Source organism: Dulcicalothrix desertica PCC 7102 (assembly GCF_003991905.1).
In the GTDB taxonomy this organism is placed as follows: Bacteria; Cyanobacteriota; Cyanobacteriia; order Cyanobacteriales; family Nostocaceae; genus Dulcicalothrix; species Dulcicalothrix desertica.
Map to the genome: position 1 here is coordinate 39,327 of NZ_RSCL01000036.1, position 16,210 is coordinate 55,536.

Genomic DNA, 16,210 nt, shown 5'->3' on the forward strand with positions numbered 1-16,210 from the left:
CCCATCATTCCTAAGCTACATTTCTTATATCTCTTATGATATAGGCGAACGACACGCAAGGAAGCTTTCATCCGCCGCAATGGTACAAAGTTATTGTTGTTAGTTTCTTTAGATTTACAGCAAGCAATTAATCTTAATTATAAATATCAAGAAATGGCGCCAATTTACTCGGACTTTGATAACATCCGTAATGACACGCGCTTTCAAAGATTAATTTCATCACAGTAGCAGCTTATTTGTTAAGCTAAGTAACGTTTTCAAACTCATGCGGCGCCAAATTTCACGTCAGCATTCTTATTAAACTCGGTTACAATAGCGATAATTTCATTAATATCACTATCATTACTAAACACACCCTCGCGCACCATCTTGATGTTCATTAGTAAACGGCGCCTCATAAAGCATTCCTGGGTCCATCACTCCGTTTTGTGTGAGATAATCAATAATCATTTCTACAAAGCGTATTTGATTAGCGTTAAAGTTTTGTTTTTGTAGATACTTATTAAATGCTTGTTTTGCAGCAATAGGTCTAAACCTACAAGTGTACGAATAAAGCTTTTGATATTAACGGCGCCATATACTTGTTGAAACTGCTCTCTACTTTCGATTATCTCAGAACCGTATACCATTTTTTCAAGTGCAGTTACATCAGAGTAAGTTAACGGTACGTTGCGTTTTAGTGCGCGCGATAGCAACGTGGTTTTGGTTCTCACGAATATATGTTTCTACTTTTTTACAATACTGTTGCTTACTAAAACCAGTTTGGTGAGTTGGTACAGAAACCTCTTCCAGTTCTTCGAGTTCATCAATAAAGTCAGTATATACAATAGCTTGCTCTTCACGGTCTATAAAGTTGATTAAATCACGTAACTGGCGCCGGATGCTTTCTAACATTTCTGGTGTTACATCAGTCCACCAAGTTTCTGTTTGTAATTCCTCTATTAACGGTAACTGTGCTTTTACCATTGGAACAGTACGATGACAGTTCCAAGCGTTGCATATTTGGAAAAATTGAGTACAGGCGCCGTGAATACTCTCTTCATGTATTAATATTTACAATTGATGGAGTAACAAATTAATGACTAAGTTCCCCTACGATGAGTTTTCCAAAAATTACCTGAGAGAATTGTTATCATCAATTGGCAAAGTTGACTCAAGCGGCAAACTTGCTACTGAAATAAAAGAGATAGATGTTTATTATACTCTTAACCAAGAAGAGCCTGTTGATGAGCAAAAGAAACAAACTCTTGGGTTGTTAGGAAGATTTGCAACAACACCTGCAATTTTTGAACCTTACCGCAATGCTGTTACAGCGGATGGAGTTCGCGTTTGTGCCAACAAGTTATTTGATGTTTTTGCTGATATCAAGCGAACAACGCAAAACAAAACTGTTAAAGCAATCGAAGCAGAACTGCCGCTTTTATGGGTTTTGTCTCCCACAGCTTCGCCATCTCTACTCAAAGGGTTTTCAGCTACACTAAAGGAAGGGTGGATGGAAGGTGTTTATTTTTGTGGCGAACACTGGAAAACCGTGATTGTCGCAATACACAAGCTACCACCTACACAAGAAACGCTATGGCTAAGGGTGTTAGGCAGAGGTAAATTTCAGCAACAGGCAATTGCAGAACTGCAAGCGCTTCCTGAAGATAATCCTTTGCGTAATACTGCAATGCATTTATTAAGTAACTTAAAAGCAATAATCCAAGTTAAACAAGATAAGAATAAGGAGGATGATAGATTAATTATGCAATTATCACCAATTTATGAACGAGATTTAGCAGAAGCACTGCTCCAAAAAATTAACCAAGGTATCAACCCTGAACTGCGTACCCAGTACCAAACACTTCGTGCGAAAAAAGAAGCTGAAACTCTTACAGACGCTGAATATAACACTCTAATTCAACTTAGTAATACTATCGAACAATTCGGCGCCCAACGCCTTGAAGCTCTTGCTAACCTTGCTCAACTTCGCGCCTGTTCTCTATCAGAGCTTATGGTTTCATTAGGTATTCAACCTGTTACATATGTCGAGTGAATATGTTCCTGTGGCACTAAAGCAACTGGTGTTTGAGCGTGCGCGTGGTTTGTGCGAATATTGCCGTAGTCAAGCAAAGTATTTTATTTGGAACGAAGATACAACGCAAATGCTAGGTATTACACCAACAGGACGGGCAACCGTTACTCTATTCCAAACCAACCGTGAGGGTGTGGTTAATATGCGTCGAGTCCTTGTCATAATGAATCAACACCCACCTGATTAATCTTTTAGATACGTGTTCTAGGAGTAAAGGGAAATGGGCGCCGTCACCCTAAGCACCATAGAATGGTGTGGCTAATACAACGAAGCCCACCTACGTGGGCTAAAGACAACAGCCCACGCAGGTAGGCTTTGCATCAATAGCCCTACCATTCTATGGTGTAGGCGATATCGGCATTAATGAGTCAGACCTAACATTTGCAAATGGCGCCTTTTTTAAAAGAGAGATAACCCCCCACGTAGTTTCTCGTATAGGCAGAATGATTACAGTTCTCCCCTAAACGCGCGATGAAGGAGAGAATTGAAGAGTTTATTTGTAGCTTTTTCTCCATTATCGTAATTCTCAAGACATTTGAGAGTCCTTATATAAAAGTTAATAAACTGTTCTTGAAGTGCAATAGGAGGCAAAGGAATCTCCACTCTTGATATTTGCTGTGCATTTACATTAAATTGAACAGCTGTACGGCCTGCTAAATCGCGTAACTTCTGTAAAATAAGTTTCGGCGCCTCATATTCAACTTCTGCATACTCTACTTCTTTATATCTATTAATCGATAAATCATAACCGTTTGCTTGTATTTCATCCTTGGGTACAAAAAACGCTTTACCCCCACGCTCTACTTTCGGGGTTTCTTCATTTTGATCTAATAATGGTAATCCTTTATAGCTGCCATCTTTTACAGCTACATCCGGCGCCACTCTTGAGTGCCATCGTTGTAATAAATCTGGTATATCATTCTGTTGTACAGGTTGACGTTTATCATCAAGAGATAAACCATCTGCTGTCATATCGTAGAACCAAACCCAATCTGTACCTCCGGCGCCTGTTTTTGTAAAGATTAATACTGCTGTTGATACACCTGCATAAGGTTTAAATACTCCTGAAGGCATTGATATCACACCATCGAGCTTGTGATTATCTACAAGCATTTGCCGGACTTTCTTATGTGCTGTTGATGACCCAAACAGCACCCCATCAGGTACAATTACCGCCGCGCGTCCACCTATTTTTAATAATCGTAGCAACAACGCTAAAAATAGTAATTCGGTTTTGGTTGTATTAACTTCTTTGGTTAAATCCTTGGCTATGTTGGATTTTTCCACTGAACCTTTAAATGGTGGGTTTGCCAAGATTAATGTAAAAGCTTCTTTTATATTCGCGTGGTCTTGAGAAAGAGAATCGCGCGCTTCTATTTTTGGGTCTTCAATACCGTGCAGCATTAAGTTCATGCTACCAATTCGCAGCATTGTGGCATCAAAATCAAACCCGTGAAACATATCTTTATTGAAGTGTTCGCGGTTGCCTGGTGCGTTTAAAATATAATTACCATCGCTGTCTTTTAGTTCCTGTAAATACTCAGCTACTGATACTAAGAATCCTGGAGTTCCACAGGCAGGGTCGCACACAATTTCTCTGGCATTAGGCGCCATTAATTCTACCATCATCCTTATAATGTGGCGTGGTGTTCGCTCATTGTCCATTAGTTCCTGCGGTGGTTAACTTAGACAACATATATTCATACAAATCGCCCTTTGTATCCCTATCTTCCATCGGGATAGAGTCAATTTGACTTACTACATTACTAAGTAACCCAGGATTAGCAATTAAAAACATCGCATCCTTCATGTGACGCGCGTATGCTGACTTTGCTGCTTCTCCCCCTAGGTTTTTAATAAAAGGAAATGCCTCATCACGCACTACCCGCATCATTTCCTCTGCATCTGCGATGTTTTTAAAGTATGACCAGCGCGCGTGTTTATTATTGTCCCCAAAAATTGGGTTTTCCACGGGTCTACTTAACCGCTGTGCTTTCTTCTCCTTTACCAGTTCCAAATCATCCAAGCGCTTGATAAATAGCAAGTAAGAAATTTGCGAGGGTTCCCGACAGCGGGTTACTAATGCCGTTATTCCTTCATGTTGTCCACAGACGGTCTACCTTTGACTTTAGCTCCCCTGTAATCATCTACCAGAACTCCAATAACGATTTCCGATGTGCAAATAATTGATTGTATCAGTATTTGGCGATTGTTCTTGGTTAGCTTTCTAAAAAAATTGTTTCGAGGCTTTTTAATAGCGTCCGTGAGGTTCGTAACGCTATAACAATATTTATTTCAACGAAATTTAGAAAATTTGTACTTTATAGAGTAAAATAACTATAGCAAAAAATTAGCGCCTTCGCTTACGTTTTTTGGTAGATGATCCACTATTTGACTCTGGGAGTACCTTTTTCCAGAGTCTTTTTTTGGAAAATTGTAATAACACGAACAAAATCTGTGATATTCGCTTGCCTATATTGACATTTGATAATGGTGTTTAGTAATAACGCAAACAATATGGATAGGCGCCGAATATTTACGCAGAACGTGAAGTTTTGGATATATATCTTTTTGGCAGATGACTAAATAACTGTGGAGAGGCTACGATAAAATTTAGGTTTTCTATATCAATTAAGGAAAGCTTTTGCTTTTATATCATGTCAAATCGCCGTCTTTCTTCTCCGTATGTTCGCTACCTTAAAGCTAGATTGTGGAATTTAGCCCGTCCTGGCTTTTGGGGAACTGCTCTGTTTTTATCTGTTATTGGGTTGACTATTAGAGAGTTCTGGATGCGTCCGGATATGTTAACTAGTAGACAGTCTAAACCCGTAGCTACCCAACCACAAGCGAATTCGACGCTTACGGCTGAAGACCGTGCTATTGCAGCTGATATTGATAATTTACCTATTTTGGCGTATGATTCTGAGCAGACTGAGGAATCTGCTTTAGATGTTGCTGAACCCATTTCTCAACCTAAGAAGGGTAATCAAAATCCTTTGCAGGAAGCACTTAAAAATCAAAATGCTTCTAATGCTATTAAGTCAAATTCTAATCCAGCAGTTTCAACGGCGCCTGCACCTTCATTCAAATACGATAATCCTTTTTTGACCCAAGCTCAGAATTTATTGCAGTTTGGCAATACTTTAGGTGATAGGAATAATCGTTCTACTCGGTTAAATACTGCTAACTCTTCGAGTCAAACTCAATCAAATCAACTAGATTCAAATTTGGGTCAAGGTTTCAACACCACTAACTCGACGCAAAGATTAGTTGCTAGCGGTTCTTTAGAAGCTGCACTCAATCCATCATCTCTAACACCTTTACCAACTCAAACTCCTTTTAATCAAATCATCAGCCGTAGTCAGCTTACTACTCAACCAAGTAATAATAATTTTAATACTGCACCTCAAGCTATAAATAATTCTCTTCCACCAACACAGTTCGTACAACCAATCACTACTCAACCTTCTACTTATAACAATAACTTTAACGGCGCCAATCCAACTCAAGTACCTACTTACACTAACCCCAGCACCATCAACTCTGTTCAACCAGCCACTTCTTACAGTAACGTAAACGGCGCCAGTACCACCATTCAACAAACATTCAATACCCAACCTTTGCCTAACAGCACTCTTTTACCCCAAACATCCGCAGTAACACCAAGTACTTTTAATACAGTAACCAACCCTTCTGCGAGTACTTTAACTCCTACTAATGAGAGAGGAAACGCAACTTTGACAACTCCGAGTGTACAACCTACTCCCAGTCAAGTCCCCGGTCAATCTCTTAATTTGAGTGTACCTGTTAGATATTAATTTTAAAAAAATCACCCGCAGTTAAAATAACCTGCTATACTGTAAGCAACATTAGTACTACTGTGCCCGTAACAGGGCACATTTTTATTGTTTGAAATCACAAATTTAACGGATTGCATGGATTACACGGATTGATTTTTTGTTAGTGTTATGGATTTTATGGGCATCCTATGTGTAGTTATAGGATTAAGATTATATTTATATGGTACGTTTACGTGGGGAGTTTAAGCTATTTGCTGTTAGTTTTTTTTGGTTGTTGGTTGCAAATAGTGCTAGCGCACAGATTGTTCCTGATGGTACTTTACCTGTAAATTCTATTGTTACTCCTGGATGCAGTGTTTGTACTATTGAGTCCGGGACGGTTAGAGGCAATAATTTATTTCACAGTTTTAGTCTGTTTTCTGTGCCTACTGGCGGCACCGCTTTGTTTAATAATGGTGTTGATATACAGAATATTCTCACTCGCGTTACTGGTACTAATGTTTCTAATATTGATGGTGTTATTGGGACACAAGGTGGCGCCAATTTATTTATAATTAATCCTTCGGGTATTGTGTTTGGCGCCAATGCTAGGTTAAATATTGGTGGTTCGTTTGTTGGTACGACTGCAAATAGCGTTAAGTTTGCCGATGGTACAGAATTTAGTACTAAAAATAGTAATGCACCATTATTAACTATTAGCACACCCATTGGGTTAAAGTTAACAAACCCTGGCGCCATTACGGTGGAGGGTAGTGGACACAATTTATTTATAACATCAGCACTCGCTCCAGTTATACAATATCCTAATATATCGGAGTTGAGAGTTAAACCAGAACAAACTTTAGCGTTAGTTGGTGGAAATATTGTACTCAATGGTGGAGTTCTGGTTGCTCCTGGTGGCAGCATTAATTTAACTAGTGTTGAAAGTGGAGAGGTAAAACTTAACTGGTCGCCTAAGTTACAGTTAGATTCTACGGGAATATCTAGTTTACAAGATATTGAAATCAAACAGCAAGGACTTGCAGATGTTAGTGGTGTGAGTTCTGGTTCTATTCAAGTTCAGGCACGTAATATAAATATAACCGATGGTTCGATGTTGTTTTCCCAAAACTTAGGATTTTTACCTAATGGTAGTATTAATGTTAATGCTGCTAATAGTTTAAAATTAGATGGAAATAGTCGTTTGAATGGTTTTACTCGCAGTAGTATCTACTATCAGAATTTTGGTTTAGGCCAAAGTGGACATATTAACATTACTACCAAACAGTTAATCTTAGATAATGGCGCCTCTATTATTAATCGAACTTTTAGCCCAGTTCAAAGCGGCGATATAAATATCAATGCTACAGAATTTGTTAAACTGAGTGGATTTGTCGCTGTTAATCCAAGTGTTACAACTACTATAAGTACTACTACAAATAGTGTTGGAAAGGCTGGAAATGTAAATATTTATACTCCTGATTTATATATATTTAATGCTGGAACTATATCAAGTACAAACTTTGACGCTGGAATGGGTGGTAATATTACAGTAAATGCTGATGTTATAAATATTAGCGATACTAATTCAATTACTGTACCTTCTTCTATATCTGCACCAAATTTTGGTACTGGCAAAGCAGGTAATTTAACTTTAAATTCTCGTATTTTATCAATTCGCTCTGGAGGACAAGTAACTACAAACAGCTTTAACTCAGGGGATGCAGGTAATATTATTATTAATGCATCTGAATCTGTAGAAATAACTGGTATTGTCTCAAATTATAATAGCAGTATCAGTTCTGCTGTTGAGAAACCAAATGCATTAGTTGGGGAGTTACTAGGATTATTTGATACACCCACTGCTACTTCAGGAGATATTACCATCAATACAGGTTCTTTAAAAATCAGCAATTCAGGGAATGTTGTGGTTAGAAACCAAGGTTTTGGAGGTGGTGGTACAATAGAAGTAAATGCTGACTCAGTGTTATTATCTCGCATTGGTAGCTTTATTGCTGATACAGCATCGGGTCAAGGTGGTAATATTAATTTGCAGCTAAAAGATTTACAAATGCGACATGGTAGTTATATCACTACAAGCGCTGGTGGTAGTGGTAATGGTGGTAATATTAATATCGATACTAATACTTTGGCTGCTTTTGAAAATAGTGATATTACTGCTAATTCTCAAGACAGTATAGGCGGCAGAGTTACTATTAATGCTCAAGGTATATTTGGTACTCAGTTTCGCACTTCACAAACTGAGAAAAGCGATATTACTGCTACTTCTGAAGTCGGCGCCTCTTTTAATGGCATAGTTGATATAAATAGTATTGATACAGACCCTAGTTCTGGACTTATTGAATTACCAGAAACTGTTGTTGATCGAACTCAACAAATTTCTGCTAGTTGTAGTAAATCAAATAATAATCAATTTGTAACGATTGGAAGAGGTGGTTTACCATCAAGTCCTGATGATTTGCTTATACAGCAGCAAACTGCGATACTTGAACCTTTTGAATTGCTATCTTCTCAAACATCAAATGCGGTTAATTTGACTCGAAGGCAAGAAGTTACAGAAGCGCAAACAGTCGTGATTGATAAGGGTGAGATTTATTTGTTGGCTGAGGCGCCTGTCATTATATCAAGGTCTGCTTGTAATTGACCAGGACTTACGCAAAAATCCTAGAAACCTGGTTTTTTGGTCGATAATTTGTCGTAAAAACGACGATTTTTAGTAGAAACCAGGTTTCTGTGCGTCAGTCCTATGTTATTTGAAGCCGATAAAATTATGTTTGACTCTGATTTTATAGTAACAAATATTGATGGTGCTTGGATATAAACATATATAAATATATATAAATGCGCCTTTCTTAGTATCAAAATTTACATTTAAAGTCATTGGTAAACAGGAGAACGATAGTGTGGTAGAATGAGGATTTTGCACGCTACTGTGTTCGCTCAGTTACGATACATGTCTTGTTGCTAGAAACTAATGCACAATCAAGGTAAAGCTGATTTCCGTTTGAAAGATGACCCTTCTGTTTCAATGGCTTCTGATTTAAGCTCCGCGCGCTGTTCGCTTCGGGTGGAAACAGATATTGGAATGGTTTTACACTTGGCAGATGGCACGTTAAAAGCGTGTAATACTCGCGCTGAGGAAATATTAGGGTTGACGGCTGAACAGATACATGGGTGGACTTCTGTAAACTGTCCTTGGCAAGCTGTGCATGAAGATGGTTCTCCTTTTCCAGGTGAGTTGCATCCAGCAATGGTGTCATTACAAACGGGGCAACCTTGCTTAAATATAGTGATGGGTCTTTATCAGCCAAGTGGGAACTTAGTATGGTTGAATATAAATTCACACCCTTTATTCCAACCGAATACATCGATTCCTTATGCTGTAGTTACAACGTTTTCTCTTATTGCTGCTATTGAGATACAATCAATAAAAGCCGAGTTGGAGGCGCCTCATAAACGGACTCAATTTTCGTGCAAGAATGAAGAACGATTCCGGATTGCCCAACTTGTTGCCAACGCTGGAACCTGGGATTGGGATGTGGCAACTAATAGCGTTTATTGGTCTCCAGAGTATTACACGCTGTATGGACTTGACGCAGCAACACCCTCAACTTATGAAAATTGGTTGGCAAGTATTGTAGAGGAAGACCGAGAGTTCGTAGAGCGAACCATTCGTCAAGCATTAGAGCAGCAACAAACCTCGCTTACCTTTGAGTTTCGCATTAACCATCCCGTACAAGGTGTAAGATGGTTTGATTCCCGCAGTCAAATATTTTATAACCCCGATGGACAACCTGAGCGATTGGTTGGTATCTCCATCGATATTACAGACCGTAAACGCATCGAAGAAGAACTACGACAAAAAAATGCTATTTTAAGTGTAATTAACGAGTCGCTGCCTACACCAATTTTTGTTAAAGACCGACAAGGGCGAATTATTTACGCAAATCCAGCTACACTTCAGGTGTTAGGTAAATCTGAGAAAGAGGTTATAGGGTTACGTGATTGCGATTTGTACTCAGACCGCGAATTGGGAGAGATGGTGTCAGAAAACGATAGACGCATCATGGAATCTGGGCAAACCGAAGTGGTTGAAGAATCTCCAGATGGAATACGTACATTTTTGGGCACGAAGGCGCCTTATTGTAATGAGGCTGGAGAAGTAATAGGGTTAATTGGCATATCGAATGACATTACCGCACGTGTTCAACTTGAGCGCGACCGTGAACGTATTTTACAACAAGAACAAGCGGCACGAGAAGAATCTGAGCGTGCGAACCGTATTAAAGATGAATTTTTGGCAGTGTTGTCTCACGAACTGAGAACACCACTCAACCCCATATTGGGCTGGTCGAAACTACTACAAACTGGTAAGTTGAATGCAACCAAAACTGCTGATGCATTGAAAGCTATTGAGCGTAACGCCAAACTACAATCGCAATTAATCGAAGATTTACTTGATGTTTCTCGAATTCTGCGTGGCAAACTTACGTTGAATGTTGCACCTGTTACCCTGGCGCCAATAATTAATGCTGCCCTTGAAACAGTACAATTAGCCGCAGAGGCTAAAAGTATTTACATTCAAACCATTTTTGAACCAAATGTAGGACAAATATTAGGCGATACAGGTCGTTTACAGCAAATAATCTGGAATCTTCTATCCAACGCTGTTAAATTTACCCCAGAAGGGGGACGAGTTGAAGTTCAATTAACACAAATTCAAACAAGCGCTCAAATTCAAGTTATCGATAATGGTAAGGGTATTAGTTCTGACTTTTTACCTCATGTATTCGAGCATTTCCGTCAAGAAGATGGCGCCATAACACGCCAATTTGGCGGATTAGGATTAGGATTAGCAATTGTGCGTCAACTCGTCGAACTTCACGGTGGTATGGTGACAGCAGAAAGTGCAGGAGAAGGATTTGGCGCCACTTTTACTGTTAACTTGCCCTTAATTAAGCAAGTAACAGAACCCATAAATAATTCTGATGACCCTTTACCCTACCCTGACGACTCCGAACCATTAGCTGGATTCAGAATTATTGTCGTTGATGATGAACCAGATTCGCTCGATTTTATTGCCTTTGTTATCGAACAAGCGGGTGCAGAGGTAATTGCCATGCCAAGCGCAATTGAAGCACTGCAAATTCTTCAACAAATTCAACCCCATTTAATTATCAGCGACATCGGAATGCCAGAAATGGATGGTTATATGTTTATCGAGCAAATCAGAACTAAATTACCACCTCAGCATCGAGAAGTTCTAGCGATAGCATTAACTGCCTTTGCTGGAGAAGTCAACGAGCGGCAAGTAATAATGGCTGGATTTCAAAAACACTTAGCCAAACCCGTTGACCCAGATGAGTTAATTTGTACTATAATGCGATTGGTTACTGCTTAAGGGACGGTTAAGCTAATTAATTAATATTAATAAGCTCATCGTACCGAATAATAATTAATCTAATTGCCTCAAACAACGCACGCACACTAACTTCACTTGCTTGATATTTAACAGTTAATACATCAATCCAATCGTGCAAATCAACATCGTTAGGGTTTGCAACATCCATTGTTTCTACCCAAGCAGTGTATATTTCCTCACCTAAATCTGGAGCATGTGCAACAGCTTCTGCCTCCGCACGCACCATCAAAATACAACGTTGGTTAATAATACAAGCATATTCTAGTTTCATAAGTTAAACTTAGCCACTTGTTATAAATATAACAAACTTATTTGTTAAAATTGGTACCTGAAAACAACCATCATACTTGTTATTTTTCAAAATACTATAAAGGTAAAGTTTTTGTAATATCCCAGGCGCCGATTTTCTATATACTAGGAGAACACAAGAAGCACTACTTGCACCACATAACTTTGACAACTTAAGTGCAACTTAAGATAAAGCCAATTCTAGGATAAATAGGCGCCTTTCTCTATAGCAATACACTTCGTTTCGATTTGTTATTCTGCATAGGTGTCCTAACCTTACCGGAATGCACCATTGTCAACAAGCTCAAAGAAACCGGGCTTCTCTACGAGAGATTAACGGAACCCAACATACGATAGGTGAAATTTTGCCCTAGAGTAAGTTATTTTACATTAGGTCATCTTCGGTTAAATCCGCAATTTTAATTAACGCTTTTAAAGTTCCAACTTTCAAGTCTTTATTTTTATGCATGGGAATGAGATTGATTTCCTGATTAATTACAGATATTTTGAGCATACTTATTCTGGTATCACTTTCTACATAAGACTGTGATATTAATCAATATGATAGGCGCCTGTAGGTCATCTCCAATTCGCAACTCGGATATCCGTTTGCACTGGAACCATCAAGAAAAAATTGAGTTGTAAATCTAAGCAATACTAACTATAAATTCCTTATATTCGTTACTACATGGTTTTCTGACGAATGCTTGTCAATCCATAGTTTTGATATGCAAGCGCATCATGCAATGCCATCACACGCTCTGGTCCGCAAATTTCAGAAAAAAAGAGGATATTGAAGCCTGCTTAATGAAAAAGTAGTAAAGCCAACGAATTCGCGATAAATAAGAATTTTCTCATTAAATTTTCATATAAACCTCATATTAGACCGTATATATTAATACTCAAGTTGGGACAAAGCCAACACCTGTGTGTTTCTAATGATACCGAAATACTCAAATAATGTAATTCAATTCCAGGAGAATAGATATGGCATCCATAACTGGCAATGATAGTGATAACCGTTTAAGAGGAACATCCCGTTCAGATACAGTTCGAGGAAGAAATGGAAATGATATTCTTGAAGGACTTGGAGGTGCTGACACCCTTCTAGGTGGCAAGGATGATGATTATCTTTTTGGAGGTTTGGGTGCTGATATATTGTCTGGTGATGGGGACAGAACGACATCACCATCTAATCAATTTGAAAAGGGAAATGACATTCTTGTAGGTGGTTCTGGTTCTGATATCTTATATGCTTGGGGAGACGACATTCTTTTAGGAGGAGGGTCTAACCAATATAATGCTCAGTTAATTACTAACTTGCAGAATGACCCCTTCACCACTGCCATTACACCTGACAATCAGAAGGATACTTTTGTTGCTGTAAACAAGGATGGGGTTGGCTACACCTTGACTGTTGCTGATTACGAAGTTGGTATAGACCTGATTGACCTGAGAAGCTTTGGAGTTACTAGTGTTAGTGGCTTCGCTGAAATTCAAGATAAAGGAAATTTCTTTGAAGCGAAAACTTTTGAGGTCGGTGGTGCAGAACTTGTATTGCGAATTAATGCTGACCCAACATCTCTAACTTACGTCGTTTAAGCTAGACCTTGTAAAGACGCAAAATTTACCTGCGGTACACTCCGTGAATGCGTCTTTACATTCCTCTTTGTGTTAAATATTGCAAGTACGTTTAGTAAAATACTTGTGCTTTTTACTCGTGGGTATGGCGCCATACCTACGTATTTTTTCAGGTTGTCGTATTTAGTCGTATTTAGTCGTATTTAACAGTGCAAAAGTACTATGCATGACATATTAATCTGTATTCCAGAGGGGTGGAATTTGGGAGGGGTTTTGGAATATGACGGGCAACCACGTGGTGGTGGGATATTCGTTTTCTAGTCCCTGTAGTTTTTCTCTTGCTTCTCTTACTGATATATATAGGGTTTTACCGTTGGAGAACTTTGTAAGAAAGTTCTTCAAAAATTCTTGCGCGACTTTATCGGGTACAGGTTCGCGCATTACTATCATTTGGGGTATATTTAGTTCTACTAAATTTAACGCTAACCCCAAACCGTCGCAGGAATTGAATATTGCTAGTTTCAATCCTTGCTGAATAGCTTTTTGTAGTGCGTTCTTCAGTTGACCTATACTCAACGTCTCATTTTTGTTAATGTTAATTTGACCTATTTCTTGTTTTGTATAACTGTGTCCTGCAAAAAACAAAATATCCCACGGTTGTTGCCATAACTCATCGTTAACTTGTTTTCGTAACGGTTCGACTAAAAATGTTACTTCGCTGTTCGGTAATTGTTCTAGTATTCTTCTATCTTGGTTAACATCTATTCCTGTGCTGTCTCCTAGTATTGCTAAGATTTTAACACGATTATTTCTAATGGACGGCGCCTCTATTTTATTATACGCAGCAGTATATATTGCTAATTCCGCATTTCGGTACGTATCAAAGAAAGTCCACTGTTGAAAAGGTAATTTTAGTAAAGTGCGGTTTTCAGTTTGCAGGATAACACGTATTGTTTCTGATGGGTTTAATTGTTCGAGCAGTTTTTCTTTAATAACTCGGAATGACTCTGAGTTATTCAACCAGTGGTTTAAATATTGTTTAAAGCGTTGTGCTGATGCTTCGCATTCTTGTAAATAGTCGTAACGACTAATATTTGTTGTTTGCATCTCAGGTATTTCTAACCGCGCGCTTGAAAGTAAGGTACGATAGTAAGCTGATTGCCATTGACTATATAATATCTCTAACTGCGGCGCCACTGGTAGTCTGGCTGTACATTCGACACTAGGAGTTGCACCTTCATTTGAAATTTGCAGCGTTACAGGAATACTCCCACTTAACTCATCAGTGTCTCCAATTTTGAGTACTACTAGTTTACCCGGTATTTCTGACTTTGATGCAGGCGCCACTATCATTTGCATCAAGTTCTTTAAATCGGCTTGGTGTTGACGGTATAATTCTATTTGTTCATCTTTACTTTGTAATTGTGCTTGATATTTCGCTTCGATTGCTTGCAATGCTACCTGGTAACTTTGCGTAAAGTCACTGTGAATCTTTGTTTTATTCGCTTCTTCGGTTACTTCAACTTTTACTACTACTACTCCGTCCCCTTTATTCTCTATACTCCTTATCGCTAACTGAGTATCTTGATTTGCTGCCTTTACATCTACCAATGCACTATATAATGCTTGTAAATCTAAGCCGTTCTGAAATATTAAATCAACTGTATTAATAAATACCTGGAATAATTTAGTAAATTCTCCGGGTGCAAATACTCCGCTACTGGGACGACGTTCATTTTGGTTATTTAATAAAAATACATAATCACATATTACTTCTTCTAACTGTGTGGTACTATCTATATTCCAAGCTTCTAAACATGCTGCGGTTAGTCTTGCGTGTTGAAAGTTGGTATTTATCGCTTGTGCTTTGGTAAAGTTCGCACGTTCTAAAATTGCATCTACAAACGTTGCTTCACTTATATCTGCTTCCGTGAAGTTCGCTTCACTTAAATCGGCGCCTGCTAAATTGCCACCTTTAATGTTGCATCCAATGTATAATTGTTTAACACCACGCTTTTTGACCAATAATTCCCGCACTTTTGGATTTGCCAAAATTGTATTGCCAACTCTCGCACAATCAAGCTTTTGGGCAAGATGAAAGTTTGTATGAGTTAAAGTCGCATTACTAAAGTCGCAGTGTTTGAGAACACTTTGCTGAAAGTTGCTATTGGTCAAATTGGCATTTATAAAACTTGTACCACGAATCGAAGCTAAATTTACAGCTATGGTACGAAAGAACAAAAACTTCTCTTCGTTCTTAAAAACTTGTCTTGCTAAATAACTACCTAAAAATGTCCCCGTTGACGCTGTACATATTCCCACACTAATGGCGCTGACAAATGCATTATCATTATTGGTAATCAAAGCACCTAACGCTACTCCCCCAATTCCACCCACTATTACAGCAAATATAGCTATAATTACACCCAAAGTACGGGTTAGTATTATCGTCATTGTAAACGAAACAGCCATCACTAAACCAAAAGCCACATTTACAGCAACCAAAACCCCAGCTACCGAACCAGCTATTACTCCATCAATAGCACTAATAGCAGCTATTGCTATTGCTACAGCACCAACTACAGCTGAAGCACCCAGTGCAACTTCGAGTGCTTGATAATTACTCAACACACAAAAAACGAAAAGCGTTACTAAGGCAATACCACCCGCAACGAAAGTAAACTTTAATCCTTCCTGAACAGCAAAGTAAATAAAATCTGTGGCAATAACTCCCGAAAACGCTGCCGCAAATCCGCAGATTCCCGATAAAATCAAAGCTACTGCTATCAAAAGCAGATTTTGGTAATTTCCCAACCCTGCTTTCGCATGACTAAAATTGGCGCCAATAAGTGTAGTTTCGCTAAAGTCGGCGCCGCGTATGTCACAATAACTAAAGTCGGCACCCCTTAAATTGGCGCCATGAAACGAACGACCACGAAGGTCTTGATATGCAAACTCTATAGAATTCTCCATTCCTTCGCTTCATCAAAACTTCACAATTGTAGCTTAACCAGTTTGCCTAGTTAAAACAATACTCCTTATGGG

At 38.7% G+C, this 16,210-nt stretch carries 15 protein-coding genes; 7 read left to right on the forward strand and 8 right to left on the reverse strand.

Annotated elements, in window-relative coordinates; translation table 11 throughout:
- The first annotated feature begins 93 nt into the window (after positions 1 to 93).
- Entirely contained in the window at positions 94 to 228 is a 135-nt protein-coding gene (locus tag DSM106972_RS55190) for a TPR end-of-group domain-containing protein (protein WP_267901223.1), read from the forward strand.
- Between the two features lie 35 nt (positions 229 to 263).
- Here DSM106972_RS55190 and DSM106972_RS55195 read toward each other — a convergent pair whose 3' ends face one another.
- Genes DSM106972_RS55195 through DSM106972_RS52910 form a run of 4 tightly spaced genes read right to left on the reverse strand, consistent with a single transcriptional unit; the run spans position 264 to position 966 of the window.
- The gene (locus DSM106972_RS55195; protein ID WP_267901224.1) at positions 264 to 398 is read right to left on the reverse strand and encodes a hypothetical protein; all 135 of its coding nucleotides are present in this window, start codon (positions 396 to 398) and stop codon (positions 264 to 266) included.
- Positions 346 to 525, reverse strand: a complete 180-nt coding sequence (locus DSM106972_RS52900; protein WP_201800874.1) for a type I restriction-modification enzyme R subunit C-terminal domain-containing protein — start codon at positions 523 to 525, stop codon at positions 346 to 348. The genes DSM106972_RS55195 and DSM106972_RS52900 overlap by 53 nt, the downstream gene beginning before the upstream one ends.
- A complete protein-coding gene (locus DSM106972_RS52905; protein WP_233787968.1) occupies positions 453 to 713 on the reverse strand; it encodes a hypothetical protein in 261 nt (86 codons plus the stop codon). Before DSM106972_RS52905 ends, DSM106972_RS52900 begins: the two co-directional genes overlap by 73 nt.
- Positions 649 to 966, reverse strand: coding sequence for a hypothetical protein (locus DSM106972_RS52910; protein ID WP_201800870.1), 318 nt, complete (start codon positions 964 to 966; stop codon positions 649 to 651). Before DSM106972_RS52910 ends, DSM106972_RS52905 begins: the two co-directional genes overlap by 65 nt.
- Positions 967 to 1,078: 112 nt before the next feature.
- Here DSM106972_RS52910 and DSM106972_RS44520 point away from each other — a divergent pair, with 112 nt between their 5' ends.
- Positions 1,079 to 2,035: a hypothetical protein gene (locus DSM106972_RS44520; protein ID WP_186538620.1), complete on the forward strand. Its 957-nt coding sequence runs from the start codon at positions 1,079 to 1,081 to the stop codon at positions 2,033 to 2,035.
- Positions 2,025 to 2,261, forward strand: coding sequence for a hypothetical protein (locus DSM106972_RS44525; RefSeq protein WP_127086721.1), 237 nt, complete (start codon positions 2,025 to 2,027; stop codon positions 2,259 to 2,261). The genes DSM106972_RS44520 and DSM106972_RS44525 overlap by 11 nt, the downstream gene beginning before the upstream one ends.
- A gap of 260 nt (positions 2,262 to 2,521) precedes the next feature.
- On the opposite strand, the gene DSM106972_RS44530 is transcribed toward DSM106972_RS44525, so the two are convergent.
- On the reverse strand, positions 2,522 to 3,739 hold the full coding sequence (locus DSM106972_RS44530) for an N-6 DNA methylase (protein ID WP_201800871.1): 1,218 nt from the start codon (positions 3,737 to 3,739) through the stop codon (positions 2,522 to 2,524).
- On the reverse strand, positions 3,729 to 4,166 hold the full coding sequence (locus tag DSM106972_RS52915; RefSeq protein ID WP_325052277.1) for a type I restriction-modification system subunit M N-terminal domain-containing protein: 438 nt from the start codon (positions 4,164 to 4,166) through the stop codon (positions 3,729 to 3,731). Before DSM106972_RS52915 ends, DSM106972_RS44530 begins: the two co-directional genes overlap by 11 nt.
- 565 nt (positions 4,167 to 4,731) lie before the next feature.
- Between DSM106972_RS52915 and DSM106972_RS44540 the strand changes: the two genes are divergently transcribed.
- From DSM106972_RS44540 to DSM106972_RS44550, 3 genes are all read left to right on the forward strand, one after another.
- On the forward strand, positions 4,732 to 5,892 hold the full coding sequence (locus tag DSM106972_RS44540; protein WP_127086722.1) for a hypothetical protein: 1,161 nt from the start codon (positions 4,732 to 4,734) through the stop codon (positions 5,890 to 5,892).
- A gap of 202 nt (positions 5,893 to 6,094) precedes the next feature.
- Positions 6,095 to 8,518, forward strand: a complete 2,424-nt coding sequence (locus DSM106972_RS44545) for a two-partner secretion domain-containing protein (RefSeq protein ID WP_127086723.1) — start codon at positions 6,095 to 6,097, stop codon at positions 8,516 to 8,518.
- Between the two features lie 330 nt (positions 8,519 to 8,848).
- Positions 8,849 to 11,275, forward strand: coding sequence for an ATP-binding protein (locus tag DSM106972_RS44550; protein WP_127086724.1), 2,427 nt, complete (start codon positions 8,849 to 8,851; stop codon positions 11,273 to 11,275).
- A gap of 16 nt (positions 11,276 to 11,291) precedes the next feature.
- Here DSM106972_RS44550 and DSM106972_RS44555 read toward each other — a convergent pair whose 3' ends face one another.
- Complete coding sequence (locus DSM106972_RS44555) at positions 11,292 to 11,567, reverse strand: hypothetical protein (RefSeq protein ID WP_127086725.1); 276 nt, start codon at positions 11,565 to 11,567, stop codon at positions 11,292 to 11,294.
- Between the two features lie 1,004 nt (positions 11,568 to 12,571).
- On the opposite strand from DSM106972_RS44555, the gene DSM106972_RS44565 reads away from it, so the two are divergent.
- Positions 12,572 to 13,186: a calcium-binding protein gene (locus DSM106972_RS44565; RefSeq protein WP_127086726.1), complete on the forward strand. Its 615-nt coding sequence runs from the start codon at positions 12,572 to 12,574 to the stop codon at positions 13,184 to 13,186.
- A gap of 213 nt (positions 13,187 to 13,399) precedes the next feature.
- Here DSM106972_RS44565 and DSM106972_RS44570 read toward each other — a convergent pair whose 3' ends face one another.
- Positions 13,400 to 16,138 carry a pentapeptide repeat-containing protein gene (locus DSM106972_RS44570; RefSeq protein WP_127086727.1) on the reverse strand — a complete coding sequence of 913 codons (2,739 nt, stop codon included), beginning with the start codon at positions 16,136 to 16,138 and terminating at the stop codon, positions 13,400 to 13,402.
- Between the last annotated feature and the right edge of the window lie 72 nt (positions 16,139 to 16,210).